Here is a 15,004-nt window from a genome sequence, read left to right on the forward strand (position 1 = left end):
TCACTCCTTGGTGGCCCCGGCCAGCAGGCCGGAGATGAACTGGCGTTGCAGGACGAGGAAGAGGGCCATCACGGGGACGGCGGCGATGGCGGCGGCGAGCAGGACCTGCGCGTAGTTGGTGGTCGCAAGGCCCTGCAGGGTGGCGGTGGCCACGGGCAGCGTGTACATGTCGGGGCTGCGCAGTGCGATCAGCGGCCAGACGAACTGGTTCCAGCCGCCGAGGAAGACGAACAGCGCGAGCGCCGCGATGACGGGCCGGTTGACCGGGATGACGATCCGCCACAGCACCCGCAGTTCGCCGGCGCCGTCGACGCGGGCCGCGTCCAGGAGTTCGTCGGGCATGGAGCGCAGTGACTGCCGCATCAGGAAGATGCCGAACGGGGTGACCAGGCCGGGGAGGATGACGGACTGGTAGGAGTCGATCAGGCCCAGCTTCATCATCATCTCGAAGATCGGGATGAGCATCACCGTGTCGGGGAGGACGAGGGTGCTGAGCAGCAGGACGAAGAACAGATTGCGCCCGCGGAACTCGAACTTGGCGAAGGCATAGCCCGCGAGGACCGAGACGACGACCGCGCCGACCGTCTGAACGCCCGCCACCAGCACGGTGTTGAACAGGACGCGGGTGAGCCCGATGGAATCCTGGAGCCCCTGGAGGTTCTCCATGAGGTGACCGCCGGGCAGCAGCTTCGGCGGCCAGGAGAACACCTCGCTGTTCTCCTGCGTGGCGGCCATGGCGAGCCAGTAGAACGGACCGACGCAGAGCCCGAAGGCGCCCGCGAGAAGCAGGGTGACGAGGAGGCTGCGGCGCTTCACTTGCGCTCTCCCATCAGGCGGACCTGCAGGAGGCCGAGCACGGCCACGATCAGCGCGAGCGCGTAGGCGAGAGCCGAGGCGTAGCCGAAGTCGAAGTATTTGAAGCCGTTGTTGTAGAGGTACATGGTGACCGTCAAGGTGGCGTTGTCGGGGCCGCCGCCGGTGAGGACGTACGGCTCGTCGAAGAGCTGCAGGGTGCCGATGGTGGAGAGCACCACGGTGAGGAGCAGGATCGGGCGCAGCTGGGGAAGGGTGATGGAGACGAAGCGGCGGATCGGTCCCGCGCCGTCGACCTTCGCGGCCTCGTACAGCTCCTGGGGAATGCCCTGCAGGCCGGCGAGGTAGATCACCGCGTTGTAGCCGGTGTAGTGCCAGGTGATGACGAGGACGACGCCGACGCGGGCCCAGAAGGGGCTGCCGAGCCAGTTCACCCGGTCGATGCCGAACAGGGAGAGGACCCAGTTCAACAGTCCGGCGTCGCGGTTGAGGATCACGGAGAACATCACGCCCGCGGCGACCAGACCGGTCAGCGAGGGGACGAAGACGCCGAGCCGCCAGAGCGGGCGCAGCCAGACCTTGGTGGAGTTGAGGCCGAGGGCGACGAGCAGGGCGAGGCCGAGCATCAGCGGCACCTGGACGACCAGGATCAGCGCGGTGTTCTTCAGCGCGGTCCAGAACAGCGGGTCATCCAGCAGGCGCTGGTAGTTGTCGAGCCCGGTGAAGTGCCGACCGGCGCCGTTGCCGGTGGTGAGGCTGATCCAGAGCGAGGCGACGATGGGGTACGCCTTGAAGATCGCGAAGCCCAGCACGGCGGGCATGATCAGCAGGTACGGGACGGAAGTGCGGGTCAGCAGTCGGCGGCGGCCCGGGCGGGTGAGGCCGGTCCGGTTGGTGGTGCCGCGGCCGGCCGGGGTGGCGGTGGCGGTGGCGGGAGCGTGTTCGGACGGGGCGAGGGACATGGTGGTCAGACCGCCTGCTGCCGACCGGTCTGCTGGGCAAGCTGCTCGGCGGCCTTCTTGAGGGCGTCGGCCGGGTCGGCGCCCTTGATCAGTACCTGGCTCTGGGCGTCGCTGGCGAACTTGAGGGCGCGGGCGTAGTCGCCGGTGAAGTTGGTGGCCCGGGCGTCGGCGGAGAGCGATTCGACGAAGGGCTTCAGCACCTTCTGGCCGCCGTAGAAGGGGTGCGGTGCGCTGAACTTCGGGTCGTCGTACGCCGCCTTGAGGGCGGGGAAGACGCCGCCGGAGGCGAACATCCGGTTGATCTGGGCGGGCTTGGTGAGCGCGTACTCGATGAATTGCCAGGCGGCCTTGCGGCGCGTGCTGGAGCCGGAGACGGTCAGGTAGGTGGAGTTGACGATGGCGTTGCGCTTGCCCCCGGGAACGGCGGCGGGCGGCTGCATGGAGCGCCACTTCCCCTTCTGCTCGGGGAACGTGGAGGCCAGATACTCCACGGCCCAGGCCGCCTCCGCGTACGTGGCGAGCTTCCCCTGGCTGAGCAGGCGCTTCTCGGTGCCCTGGCCCGCGGTGTCGGCGATCAGACCGGCGTCGTTGAGCCGCTTGATGATGGTGAGGGCCTTGACGGCGGCCGGGGAGGCGAGCGTGATCTTCCCGTCCTGGTCGAAGTAGAAGACGTCCTGGAGTTGCATCAGGTTCTGGAAGAAGTCCATGTCCTGGGTGGCGCCGGTCTTGTCGAGCCCGAGCAGCCGGACACCGGTGGCGTCGAGGATCTTCGACCCTGCGGCGGTCATGTCGTTCCAGTCGCTGATGTCGGCGGGGTCGACACCGGCCTTCTCGAAGTGGTCGTGCCGATAGAAGAGACCGAGCGGGTTGACCTCCCACGGGAGGGCGTGGGCGGCCTTGTCCTTGCCTATGACGGTCGGCCACAGACCCTTGGCGAAGGCGTCCTTGTACTTGTCGGCGCCGAGCCTGGACAGGTCGGCGATGCCGTCGGGGAACTTGTCCAGGTAACCGGGCAGGTAGTCGACGCCGATGTGCAGGACGTCCGCGAGGCCCTTGCCGCCCGAGGCGAGGCCGACGGTGATCTTGTCCCAGATGGCCGGGTTGCCGACGTCCTGGACGTCGACCTTGATGCCGGGGTTGTCCCGCTCGAAGGAGGGGACGACGCTGCGCAGGCCCTCGGCCGCGGTGGTCCAGCTCCAGACGGTGATCCTGCCGCTGTCGCCGTCGCCTCCGGCGCTGCCCGATCCGTTGTCGCCGCAGGCGGTGAGGCCGAGTCCGGCGACGGAGGCGGTGGCGAGCTGAAGCAGACGGCGGCGGCTCAGTTGGTGGGACATGTGGGCTCCTGGGAGTGGGACATGGAGTGGGACGTGGGGCGGTTGAAGGCGTGCAGCGCCTCGGTGAGCAGGTCCGCCGCGGCGTCGGGGGTCGAAGCGTGGGGAGACAGCCGGATCCACTCGTCGCGGCGGGTGGTGATGACTCCGCCCGCTTCGAGGGCGCGGTGGACGGAGGCGGGATCATGACCGGGCAGCCGGAAAGCGCCGATGCCGCCGCGCTCCTGGGGCCCGAGCCCGTCCAGCAGGACCTCGGCACCGGCCCGGCGTGCACGATCGAGCAGTTCGTCGAGGACGGCGCGGATGCGACCGCCGACGACGGCCGGTCCGCCCTGGCCGACCAGGTCGTCGATCGCCGCGCCGAGGGCCGCGGCGGCCGGGAAGTCCGGGTTGGTGGCGAGGTGGGCGGCGGCGCCGGGCAGCGGCGGCGCCGGATGCCTCGCTGCGAAGGGATCCGCGACGCCGGCCCAGCCGCCGAGCCCGGGAGCCAGGTTCTCGGCACACCGGTCACGGATCAGTAGCAGTGCGGCTCCCCAGCCGGCCCGTAGCCACTTCTGGCCGCCGCTGACGAGGATGTCGGCGGCATCCGCTTCGAGTGCGACGGCCCCCAGGCCCTGGATGGCGTCGACGATCAGCAGTCGGCCGGGCCCGAGGACCTCCTTGAGGGCGGCGAGCGGTGCCAGGTGTCCGGTGAGCGAGTCGACGGCGCTGACGGTGAGGGCGGTGACATCGGGAGTGAGGTGGCGGCGCAGGAGGTCGGGGGTGATGTGCCGCTGCCCGGCCGGGTCGACGAGACGGACGGCGGGGCCGCCGCGGCCGGCGAAGCGGAGCCAGGGGTAGAGGTTGGCGGGGAACTCGCCACGGGGCACCAGGACGGTGCCGGGGCCGTGGAGCGCGGCGGCCACGGTGAACAGGCCATTGCTGGTGGACGGGGCGAGGGCGATTTCGTGCGGACGGGCGTCGAGCAGCCGGGCCGCCGAGGTCAGGGCGGCGTTGCCGAGGGCGAACAGCCGGTCGAGGTCGGCGGGGTCGACGCGGGCGGCGAGCGCGGTCGCGTCGGCGAGCGCTGCGGCGGCCGGGCGGGAGAGCGGGCCGACCCTGGCGTAGTCGAGGTAGCCCACCATCGGACCGCGGGCGGGAGCCGGACCGGGGGCCGCAGGGGTGGCGGCTTCGGGTGTCTGATGCATTTGATCGTTCAAAAATTTGCCCTAACAGAGCTTGCTGCACGTACTTTCCGGGGATTTGAAGGTTCACATTAGGGAGATCAGATCGACTCGACAAGAGGTTCGACGCAACTGCTTTCCGGCGAGCCGGCCGCAGGCCCCGCGCGGGCGGGCGGCGGGCGGTTCACCAGCAAGGGCTCCGCTTCGACGAGAGCCGAGCGCTGCCGTCCTGCAGCACTTCGCTCGGCAGACGCCGGATCGTCAGCCCGGCCGGAGAGTCGGCGCTGCGCCGACGCCGCCCTGCGCGAGTCGCTCGCGGGGCTGACCAACCCGCACCTGTTCAAGCGGTGCGCCGAGCTGGAGGCCGCCGGACCTGTCGCGGTGCCCGCCACACCCTGCGGTCGCCGGCCCGCCGCATTCAGCACCTGCCCGAGGAGAACGATGTCGGTGCCGTAAAGGACGCTGGTAGCGAGGACGAGCTGGTTCCGGGCGGCGGCGAGGACGGTGGTGAAGCCGGATCTCGGCGTCGGTGACGCGCACGGTCGGCGGGCCGATCCGGGTCGGGGCCGAGCCGTCGCGGCGCGATGTTTCTCCGGACTCCGATGCTCCTCGCCGGTGGACATGCGAGGCTTCCCGGCGCGCGGGCGATGGGACGGACCGTCCGCTGCTTCGGTGTCTCGGACAGTGCTGAGAGCCCCTGGAAATCCCAGGCGCGGAAGGGCGGGAGACGCCTCCGAGCTGGTTCGGATCGACATTGGTCTCGGGGTTCAGCGCTGTCGACGACTCAGCGAAGGCGCGGCGGGCCTGCCCCGCCACCGAAGCCGGAGACGGGCAGACCCATGAAGCGGTTCGGTGCGCCACCAAGGCACGCTGGGGCGCGGCCGTCCCAGGGACTCTTCAGGGAATTTCACGTCTGTACCGGGGAGATTCCAGGGACTTTCGCTGTGCAGGCAGGGAAGGCACTGACAGCGCTGAAAGATAGAAAAGCGCTGGTCAGGGCACCGGCTCAGCGCCGGGTGCTGAAGTCGTTCGGCCCGCTGCGAGCAGGCGCGGCGCCACGGCCACACCTCCGAGGGCCTGAGCCGGTACACGTCCCGGCCCCGCCGGCATGCTGCTCGTGCCGACGGGGCCGGGAACGTTTTCCCGAGTGGTCAGCGCACCCGGAGCGCCTCGCGGATCGTGGCGAACAGGTCGGTCTGGTCGGTGACGCCCAGGACGCGGTAGGCCTGCGGGCCCTGAGCCGCGATCCGGACCTCGGTACCGGTGTGCTCCTGCGACTCGCCGGGCGGGTTGGTCGAGTAGTTCACCTTGATCTGCTGGCCCTCGTCGGTGACCAGGGTGGAGGACAGACCGGGCGGCTGGGCCTCCAGGGGCACGATCTGGCTGCTGTGGCCGTGGTCGGCGGTGGTGACGACGAGGGTGTCGGGGTGCTTGGCGGCGTATGCACGGGCCGTCTTCACCGCGCGGTCGAACGCCGCGGTCTCGCCGATCTGGCCGCACGGGTCGGCCGCGTGGTCCTGCTTGTCGATCGACGCGCCCTCGACCTGGAGGAAGAAGCCCTTCTTGCTGTGCTGGCGCTTCTGCTTCGCCTCCAGGAGCTGGATGGCCTTGGTGGTCTGGTCGGCGAGGTTCGGGGTGCCGGAGGGCCGGTTCGGGTTGGACGTCACGCAGCGCTGCGGGGCGGTCCCGCCGACCGCGGCGGCCTTGCCGGTCCACTCGGTGGGAACGTTGCCGGGCGCGAAGAGCCCGAGCACCGGCTTGCCGCCCTTGACCGACTTCAGGGAGGCGTTGTCGGTGACGACCTGGTAACCCAGCTTCCGCGCCTGCTCGGTGACGGTCAGGCCCTTGTACTTGCCGGCGGTCACCTTCTGGTCGAAGCGCTGCTGGCCGCCGCCGAGGAGCACATCGACCTTGTGGTTGACGCTCTGCTCGGCGATGGAGCCGGGTCCGCCCTTGGCGATCGTGTCGGTGGGGCACTTGGCCATGTCGGCGGGGCCCTGGCAGGAGCGGTCCGTGGCGTGCGAGGCGAGGACGGCCGGGGTGGCGTCGGTCAGCTCGGCGGTGGTCACCGAGCCGGTCGCGTAGCCGCCCTTCTGCGCCAGTTCCAGAATGGTCGGCACGGCCTTGTCGGTGCCCGGCGTCTTGGAGATCCGCCCGTTGACGGTCTTCACGCCGGTCGCCCAGCCGGTGCCGCTGGCCGCGGAGTCGGTGACGTAGTCCGGTGTGCCGTCCGCGTGCACGGCGTAGGTCGTGTACGCGCCGGTCAGCGGGAACTTGTCCATGTTCAGGCGGCCGGCCGCGCCCACGGTGTAGTCGCGGGCGAGGGTGATCTCCGAGTCGCCCATGCCGTCACCGATGAGCAGGATGACGTTCTTCGCCTTGCCGCCCTTGATGGCGTCCTTCGCGTGCTCCTTCGTGCCGTACGCACCGGCCGTCGCCGTGAGGGCGACGGCGGCGGTGGCGGTGGCGACGAGGACCGCACCGGTGGCTGTCAGGTGACTGCGGGACAGGCGCTGTCTGGGCATGGAAATCTCCTTGATCCGGTCGGCGGGGAGCACCGACGACGATCACCTCATCAGCGGCGGGTGAACCACCGGTGACGTCGAAGCCGCGTCCGTCCTGCCGGAACATGGCATGAGGAGCCCGCCCGTCCGGCCCGCTGTCGCGAGCACGGCCGTACGGCAGCGGGCCCCGGCGGAACGGAATCCGCCGGGGCCCGCTGCCCGGATGCGTTCGGCCGGGGCCGGGATCAGTCCGTGCCGGACTCCATCGCGGCACGGTCCAGCATCGTCTCCTCGTCCGTGGCCTCGCCGCGCGAGGCGATCGCCTGGGCGCCGCCCTGGTCCATCGCGCCGATCAGGCCGGTCGAGGCGGCCTGCGCGGCGCCGATCGGCGTCGGGTGGCCGGTGCCGACCAGGCCCAGGCCCGCGTACTGTTCCAGCCGCGCACGGGAGTCGGCGATGTCCAGGTTCCGCATGGTGAGCTGGCCGATCCGGTCCACCGGGCCGAACGCCGAGTCCTCGGTGCGCTCCATGGAGAGCTTGTCGGGGTGGTAGCTGAACGCCGGGCCCGTGGTGTCGAGGACCGAGTAGTCCTCGCCGCGCCGCAGCCGCAGCGTCACCTCGCCGGTGACGGCCGCGCCGACCCAGCGCTGCAGCGACTCGCGGATCATCAGCGCCTGCGGGTCCAGCCAGCGGCCCTCGTACATCAGCCGGCCGAGCCGCCGGCCCTCGTTGTGGTACGCGGCCAGGGTGTCCTCGTTGTGGATCGCGTTGACCAGGCGCTCGTAGACGATGTGCAGCAGCGACATGCCGGGCGCCTCGTAGATGCCGCGGCTCTTGGCCTCGATGATCCGGTTCTCGATCTGGTCGGACATGCCGAGACCGTGGCGGCCGCCGATCGCGTTGGCCTCCATGACGAGGTCGACCGGGGAGGCGAACTCCTTGCCGTTGATGGTGACCGGGCGGCCCTGGTCGAAGCCGACCGTCACGTCCTCCGTGGCGATCTCCACCGACGGGTCCCAGAACCGCACGCCCATGATCGGGTCGACCGTCTCGACGCCGGTGTCGAGGTGCTCCAGGGTCTTGGCCTCGTGCGTGGCGCCCCAGATGTTGGCGTCCGTGGAGTAGGCCTTCTCCGTCGAGTCCCGGTACGGCAGCCCGTGCGCGAGCAGCCACTCGGACATCTCCTTGCGGCCGCCGAGCTCCGTGACGAAGTCCGCGTCCAGCCAGGGCTTGTAGATCCGCAGGTGCGGGTTGGCGAGCAGCCCGTACCGGTAGAACCGCTCGATGTCGTTGCCCTTGAACGTGGAGCCGTCGCCCCAGATCTGCACCCCGTCCTCGAGCATCGCCCGTACCAGCAGCGTGCCGGTCACGGCCCGCCCCAGCGGTGTGGTGTTGAAGTACGGGCGCCCGCCCGACTTGATGTGGAACGCACCGCAGGCGAGCGCCGCCAGCCCTTCCTCGACCAGGGCGGCACGGCAGTCGACGAGCCGGGTGATCTCGGCGCCGTACGCGGAGGCGCGGCCGGGCACGGACGCGATGTCGGGCTCGTCGTACTGGCCGATGTCGGCGGTGTACGTGCAGGGGACGGCGCCCTTGTCGCGCATCCAGGCGACGGCGACGGAGGTGTCGAGTCCGCCGGAGAAGGCGATGCCGACGCGCTCGCCGGTGGGGAGGGAGGTGAGGACTTTGGACATGGCAAGACTATGCATCACTTCGCATGATCATGCAACATTGCTCTTGGTGACGCACCGCGCGGCCGGGCGGACTCACCCGGCCACGTGGCCCCGATCCGTGTTCCGCGGAGCGGACGGTCTCAGTCGATCGCCTTGATCAGTTCGCCGTCGGTGGTGTCACCGCTCAGCTCCCAGAAGAAGGTGCCGCCGAGGCCCTGCCGGTTCTTGTAGTTCATCTTGGTGCCGATGGTGGCGGGGGTGTCGTAGCTCCACCAGTTGGTGCCGCAGTGGGCGTACGCGGTGCCGGCGACGGTGCCGGTGGCCGGGCAGCTGTTCTTGAGGACCTTGTAGTCCTCGATGCCGGCCTCGTAGGTGCCGGGGGCGGCGCCGGTGGCGGTGCCGCCGGGTGCGTCCTGGGTGACGCCGCTCCAGCCGCGGCCGTAGAAGCCGATGCCGAGCAGCAGCTTGGCGGCGGGGACGCCCTGGGCCTTCAGCTTGGCGATGGTGGCCTCGCTGTTGAAACCGTCCTTCGGGATGCCGTCGTAGGAGGTGAGCGGGGAGTGCGGGGCGGTCGGCCCCTTCGCGTCCCAGGCGCCGAAGTAGTCGTACGTCATCGGGTTGTACCAGTCGACGTACTTCGCCGCGCCGCCGTAGTCGACCGCGTCGAGCTTGCCGCCGTCGGAGGCGTCGGCGGAGATCGCCGAGGTGACCAGGTTGCTCGTCCCGAACTTGGTGCGCAGCGCCGCCAGCAGGTTGCCGTAGGCCTCGCGCCCGCTGGTGTCGCAGGTCAGGCCGCAGGCGTTGGGGTACTCCCAGTCGATGTCGATGCCGTCGAAGACATCGGCCCAACGCGGGTCCTCCACCAGGTTGTAGCAGGACTCGGCGAACGCGGCCGGGTTCTTCGCCGCCTCGCCGAAGCCGCCGGACCAGGTCCAGCCGCCGAACGACCAGATGACCTTCAGGTCCGGGTGCAGCTTCTTCAGTTTGCGCAGCTGGTTGAAGTTGCCGCGCAGATCCTGGTCCCAGGTGTCCGCCACGCCGTCGACGGACTGGTCGGCCGTGTACGCCTTCTCGTAGTCGGCGTACGAGTCGCCGATCGCGCACTTGCCGCCAGTGACGTTGCCGAAGGCGTAGTTGATGTGCGTGAGTTTGTCGGCCGAGCCGGAGGTCTCGATGTTCCTGACATGGTAATTGCGCTGGTAGACACCCCAGTTGGTGAAGTATCCCACCACCTTGTCGCCGGCCGCTGTGGGGGCGGCGTCGGCGGACGCGGGGGCCGCTGCCCGCGTGGTGGTGGTGGGGGTCGCGCCGGCCGACGCGGTGCCCGCGGCACCCAGCAGGGCGGCGCCGAGGGTGGCGGTACAGGCGGCTGCGGCGAGCGCCCGGAAGCGGGCGCGGGGACGATGCGGTCCGAACATCTTGTCTCCTCGTGGGGGAGGGAACTTGCTTGTGGGGGCAGGTGGTCGGCCATCGCATGGACTTGGCATGAACGCGCAAAGGCTGTTCCGGTTGGAACCGTAGATGGACTAGACCAGTCAGGTCAATGGTTCGGACCAATCCCGCTGATCGTTCCGTCCGGTGCCGAGTCGCCCGGTCACCCCGTGACGGATATCGTCCGATCGGGCATACTCAAGCCGCCACAGCCGCTGGCCGGCAGCTGTCGTAATCCGACGAGGCCGGCGCAGCAGTGCTTTTCCGGGTCGCGCCCGGAAGCCCCCGGCGGCGCCGCCCACACCCCGCGCGCGCGACCGTCGCAACGCCCGACAGGGAGGAGAGCGCCGTCATGACCGACCGTGCCCCGCAATTGGTGGAACGCCGTCTGCCCACCGAGGAGTCCAGGCAACTCGTCGCGCTCGTCCGCGACATCGCCCAGCGAGAGATCGCGCCCCGGGCGGCGGAGGAGGAGGAAGCGGGCCGGTTCCCGCGCGAAGTCTTCACGCTGCTCTCCGACTCCGGACTGCTGGGACTGCCCTACGACTCCGCGTACGGCGGCGGCGACCAGCCGTACGAGGTCTACCTCCAGGTCCTCGAAGAGCTCGCCACCGCCCGGCTCACCGTCGGCCTCGGTGTCAGCGTCCATTCCCTCGCCTGCCACGCGGTCGCCGGATACGGCACCAAGGAGCAGCGGACCGAACACCTCCCGGCGATGCTGGGAGGGGGCCTGCTGGGCGCCTACTGCCTCTCCGAGCCCGCCGCGGGCTCCGATGCCGCCTCGCTCCGTACGAAGGCCGTACGGGACGGCGACGACTGGGTCATCACCGGCACCAAGGCGTGGATCACCCACGGCGGCATCGCGGACTTCTACACGGTCCTGGCCCGCACCGGCGCCGAGGGCGCCCGCGGGATCACCGCGTTCCTGGTCCCCGGCGACGCCGAGGGGCTCGACGCGGCCGTCCCCGAGAAGAAGATGGGCATGAAGGGTTCGCCCACCGCCCAGCTGAACTTCGACGGCGTACGGGTCTCCGACGCGCGCCGGATCGGCGAGGAGGGCCAGGGCTTCGCCATCGCCCTGTCCGCGCTCGACTCCGGGCGGCTCGGCATCGCCGCCTGCGCGATCGGCGTCGCCCAGGCCGCCCTGAGCGAGGCCGTCGGCTACGCCACCGGGCGGGAGCAGTTCGGCCGCCCCATCGCGGACTTCCAGGGGCTGCGCTTCATGCTCGCCGACATGGCCACCCAGATCGAGGCTGGCCGGGCGCTCTACCTGGAGGCGGCCCGGCTCCGCGACGAGGGCAAGCCCTTCTCGCGCCAGGCGGCCATGGCCAAGTTGTTCTGCACGGACACGGCCATGCGGGTCACCGTCGACGCCGTCCAGGTGCTCGGCGGATACGGCTACACCCTCGACTTCCCCGTCGAGCGGCTGATGCGCGAGGCCAAGGTGCTGCAGATCGTCGAGGGCACCAATCAGATCCAGCGGATGGTCATCGCGCGCCACCTCGCGGGTCCTGAGACGCGCTGACCCGCAGCGGCCGGTCCGACCACACGGGCGTCGCCATGATCCGGTGCCACTCCTGGTCATGGCGGCCCGGCAGGGTCCGGTCCGCGCCCTCCCAACGACGCAGCAGGGCCCGGTAGATGGGCGGATCGGTGGAGTGCGGCACCGGTCGCGGAGCCGACCACGGGGGCACGGGCCGGGGCACCGGCTGCGAACCGGGCTGCGGAACCGATTCTTCGGCGGTGGGAGCGGCGAGGCGGCGGCGGCCGGTACCGGCCGTTGATTGCAGCAGGGTCATGCCCGGCCAACGGCGCGGGGCGGGCCCTGGTCACTGTCCGGCCGAATAGAGAGCCCGTTCGCCCCGTCCCCGGGCGGCGGGCGGTCCTCGCCGGGGGCACCACGCCGGTCGGGCCGTCGTGGTGCGGCGCAGAGGTGCCGGGCGGGCCCGGAAACGTGTTCCGGGCCGGTCCCGCGCGGGCGCGGGGGCTGCCGTCAGGCGGCGTCGCGCCGCATCCGCGGCACCCGCAGCGGGCGTGAGCCGGGGCCGCCGGCGTGCGAGAACGGCTGCATTCTCCAGTCGAGTCCCTGAGGGAGCGTCAACAACAGGCCCGTTTCCTGCTCCTGGGCGTCGAACGAGTCGTCGGCGGGCCGCGACTGCGACGCCGCGCGGCCCGTGCCGGCGCAGACGGTCAGCACGAACGGGTTCCACGGCGTCGGGCACAGCGCGTGCTCCGGCAGTACGTCCTCGTCCGCCAGCAGCGCGATCGGCTGCGCGCAGTCCGGGCAGATCACCCGGTACATCTCGAAGGTGTCGTACGCGTCGGGAGCGGTGTTCTCGACGGGAGCGGTGTCCTCGACGGGTTCCGGTTCGATACGTCCGGTGAGCTTCAGGCTCTGCATGGGAAATTCCCCCCTCAGGTGGGCCGACCAGGCGACACGGCCTCGACCACAGCAAGCACTTCCCGTCGCGCATCCGCCGTAACCGCGAGGTGGTCGGCTACCCACCCGTAAACCTGTGGCATTCGTCACATGCCCGCCGCGGGTGCCCCTTCCGGAGCCCCTGCCGCTGTGCCTGGAGGGACCCGGGGCAATAGGTTGATCCGTATGGAGGAGCTGGACCGACAGATCGTGGAGTTGCTCGTCAAGGACGGGCGGATGAGCTACACCGACCTGGGCAAGGCCACGGGCCTGTCCACATCGGCCGTTCATCAGCGTGTCCGCAGGTTGGAGCAGCGCGGGGTGATCCGAGGCTACGCCGCGGTCGTCGACCCCGAGGCCGTCGGCCTGCCGCTCACCGCGTTCATCTCGGTGAAACCCTTCGACCCGAGCGCGCCGGACGACATCGCCGAGCGGCTCGCGGACGTCCCGGAGCTGGAGGCGTGTCACAGCGTCGCGGGTGACGAGAACTACATCCTCAAGGTGCGCGTCGCCACGCCGCTGGAGCTGGAGCACCTGCTCACCCGGATCCGCACGCTCGCCGGTGTCTCCACCCGGACCACGGTCGTCCTGTCCACGCCGTACGAGGCCCGGCCGCCGCAGATCTGAGGGGGTCGCGGACCGCGCGGGTCCGGGCAGGCGCGAGACTGGTCCCATGACCGAGAGCACCGCCCCCCAGAGCGAACACCGCACCGTGCTGCTGCGCGGTGGAGACGTACACAGCCCCGCCGACCCCTTCGCCACCGCCATGGTGGTCGAACGCGGCCATGTCGCCTGGGTGGGCTCGGAAGGGGCCGCCGACGCCTTCGCGAGCGGCGTCGACGAGGTGATCGACCTCGACGGTGCGCTGGTCACCCCCGCGTTCACCGACGCCCACGTGCACACCACATCGACCGGCCTGGCCCTCACCGGCCTCGACCTGTCCGGCGCCCGGACCCTCGACGAGGCGCTCGGCCTGCTGCGCGCGTACGTGGCCGCGCACCCCGCGGACCGGGTCGTCCTCGGCCACGGCTGGGACGCCACGCGCTGGCCGGAGCGTCGCCACCCGTCGCGCGGCGAGCTCGACGCGGCGGCCGGCGGACGACCGGTCTACCTGCCCCGCGTCGATGTGCACTCCGCGGTCGTCACCACCGCCCTGCTCGACCTGGTCCCGGGCGTCACCGGGCTGACCGGCTACCACCCCGACGCCCCGCTGACCGGCGCCGCCCACCACGCGGTCCGCTCCGCGGCCCACGGCGCCGTCTCGCCGCGGCAGCGTGCCGACGCCCAGCGCGCCGCCCTGCGGCACGCCGCGTCGCTCGGCATCGGCACCGTCCACGAGTGCGGCGGCCCCGACATCTCCGACGAGGAGGACTTCGCCGCACTGCTGAAGCTCGCCGCCGCAGAGAGCGGACCGCGGGTCTTCGGCTACTGGGCCGAGCAGGTCGCAGACGAGAAGGACGCCCGGCGGATCAGGGAGCTCGGCGCGGTCGGAGCGGCCGGAGACCTCTTCGTGGACGGCTCGCTCGGCTCGCACACCGCCTGCCTGCACGAGCCGTACGCCGACGGTCCGGCCGACGGACGTACGGGCACCGCCCATCTGGACGCGGCGCAGATCGCCGCGCACGTCACCGCGTGCACCGAGGCGGGGCTGCAGGCCGGCTTCCACGCCATCGGGGACGCGGCGGTCTCCGCCGTGGTGGAGGGGGTCCGGGCCGCCGCCGAGACGCTCGGCCTGCCCCGGATCCGGGGGGCCCGGCACCGTGTCGAGCATGCCGAGATGCTCACCCCCGAGACCGTCGCCGCGTTCGCGGAGCTGGGTCTGACCGCCTCCGTCCAGCCCGCCTTCGACGCGGCCTGGGGCGGCGAGGAGGGCATGTACGCGCAGCGGCTCGGCGTCGAGCGGGCCAGGACCCTCAACCCGTACGCGGCGCTCCTGCGGGCCGGTGTGCCCCTGGCCTTCGGCTCCGACAGCCCGGTGACCCCGCTCGACCCGTGGGGCACCGTACGGGCCGCCGCCTTCCACCGCACGTCCGAGCACCGGATCTCCGTACGGGCGGGCTTCACCGCCCATACCCGGGGCGGCTGGCGGGCCGTCGGCCGCGACGACGCGGGGACCCTGGTGCCCGGCGCCCCGGCCGACTACGCGGTCTGGCGCACCGCTGACCTGGTGGTCCAGGCCCCGGACGACCGGGTCGCCCGCTGGTCGACCGACCCCCGGTCGGGAACGCCCGGCCTGCCCGATCTCACCCCGGGTGCCGAACTGCCGGTCTGCCTGAGGACCGTGGTCTTCGGACAAACGGTCTACGCGCGGCCGAACGAGTGACGTCCGGACATTTCGTATCGTCACTGATCGTGGTCCCCGTTCCGCCGCGACCTGCGGATCTTCGCTACTGACCAGGCAAGTTTCGTAAATATTGCAGGTCAGACGGCTATTGACAGAACGCGCCCACCGGCCGGTAGGTTCGGCCGAGTCCACCACAGGACGTCCGACCGGTAAACCTCCACGCAGTCGTCGAACGCCGCTGGGTCATGGGGTGGTGTGCCGCACCGGCGCACCACCACTGACAGCCAGGTTCAGCGCCCGCGCCTCGGGGGCCAGGGAAGGTTTCATCCGGACGGCGGTGCGACCCGGGTGGGGCCCGGACGTTCAGTAGACAACGGCTCTAGGTCGACCCGCAGCCAGCGGGTCCCAGGTCGGCCCGAAGGGC

Annotated in this window: 11 protein-coding genes; 3 read left to right on the forward strand and 8 right to left on the reverse strand. The window is 71.0% G+C overall.

Features of this window, described 5'->3' with window-relative positions; all coding sequences use genetic code 11:
* From OG611_RS20815 to OG611_RS20845, 7 genes are all read right to left on the reverse strand, one after another.
* Entirely contained in the window at nt 1-816 is an 816-nt protein-coding gene (locus OG611_RS20815) for a carbohydrate ABC transporter permease (protein WP_266422303.1), read from the reverse strand.
* The gene (locus tag OG611_RS20820) at nt 813-1,775 is read right to left on the reverse strand and encodes a carbohydrate ABC transporter permease (protein ID WP_266422306.1); all 963 of its coding nucleotides are present in this window, start codon (nt 1,773-1,775) and stop codon (nt 813-815) included. The genes OG611_RS20815 and OG611_RS20820 overlap by 4 nt, the downstream gene beginning before the upstream one ends.
* Before the next feature lie 5 nt (nt 1,776-1,780).
* The gene (locus OG611_RS20825; RefSeq protein ID WP_266422308.1) at nt 1,781-3,109 is read right to left on the reverse strand and encodes an extracellular solute-binding protein; all 1,329 of its coding nucleotides are present in this window, start codon (nt 3,107-3,109) and stop codon (nt 1,781-1,783) included.
* Nucleotides 3,094-4,293, reverse strand: a complete 1,200-nt coding sequence (locus OG611_RS20830; protein WP_266422310.1) for an aminotransferase class V-fold PLP-dependent enzyme — start codon at nt 4,291-4,293, stop codon at nt 3,094-3,096. The genes OG611_RS20825 and OG611_RS20830 overlap by 16 nt, the downstream gene beginning before the upstream one ends.
* Nucleotides 4,294-5,420: 1,127 nt before the next feature.
* Complete coding sequence (locus OG611_RS20835) at nt 5,421-6,794, reverse strand: alkaline phosphatase (RefSeq protein WP_266422312.1); 1,374 nt, start codon at nt 6,792-6,794, stop codon at nt 5,421-5,423.
* A 224-nt stretch (nt 6,795-7,018) separates the two neighbouring features.
* Nucleotides 7,019-8,467 (reverse strand): argininosuccinate synthase, encoded by a 1,449-nt coding sequence (gene argG, locus OG611_RS20840; RefSeq protein WP_266422315.1) that lies wholly within the window; start codon nt 8,465-8,467, stop codon nt 7,019-7,021.
* Between the two features lie 119 nt (nt 8,468-8,586).
* Nucleotides 8,587-9,864, reverse strand: coding sequence for a glycoside hydrolase family 18 protein (locus tag OG611_RS20845; protein WP_266422317.1), 1,278 nt, complete (start codon nt 9,862-9,864; stop codon nt 8,587-8,589).
* 365 nt (nt 9,865-10,229) lie between these two features.
* On the opposite strand from OG611_RS20845, the gene OG611_RS20850 reads away from it, so the two are divergent.
* Complete coding sequence (locus tag OG611_RS20850; RefSeq protein ID WP_266422319.1) at nt 10,230-11,402, forward strand: acyl-CoA dehydrogenase family protein; 1,173 nt, start codon at nt 10,230-10,232, stop codon at nt 11,400-11,402.
* A 468-nt stretch (nt 11,403-11,870) separates the two neighbouring features.
* Here OG611_RS20850 and OG611_RS20855 read toward each other — a convergent pair whose 3' ends face one another.
* On the reverse strand, nt 11,871-12,278 hold the full coding sequence (locus OG611_RS20855; RefSeq protein ID WP_266422321.1) for a hypothetical protein: 408 nt from the start codon (nt 12,276-12,278) through the stop codon (nt 11,871-11,873).
* Nucleotides 12,279-12,482: 204 nt separating this feature from the next.
* On the opposite strand from OG611_RS20855, the gene OG611_RS20860 reads away from it, so the two are divergent.
* The gene (locus tag OG611_RS20860; protein ID WP_266422323.1) at nt 12,483-12,923 is read left to right on the forward strand and encodes an Lrp/AsnC family transcriptional regulator; all 441 of its coding nucleotides are present in this window, start codon (nt 12,483-12,485) and stop codon (nt 12,921-12,923) included.
* Nucleotides 12,924-12,969: 46 nt separating this feature from the next.
* The gene (locus OG611_RS20865) at nt 12,970-14,619 is read left to right on the forward strand and encodes an amidohydrolase (RefSeq protein WP_266422325.1); all 1,650 of its coding nucleotides are present in this window, start codon (nt 12,970-12,972) and stop codon (nt 14,617-14,619) included.
* The last annotated feature ends 385 nt before the right edge of the window (nt 14,620-15,004 follow it).

Source organism: Streptomyces sp. NBC_01363 (assembly GCF_026340595.1).
Lineage (GTDB): Bacteria > Actinomycetota > Actinomycetes > Streptomycetales > Streptomycetaceae > Streptomyces.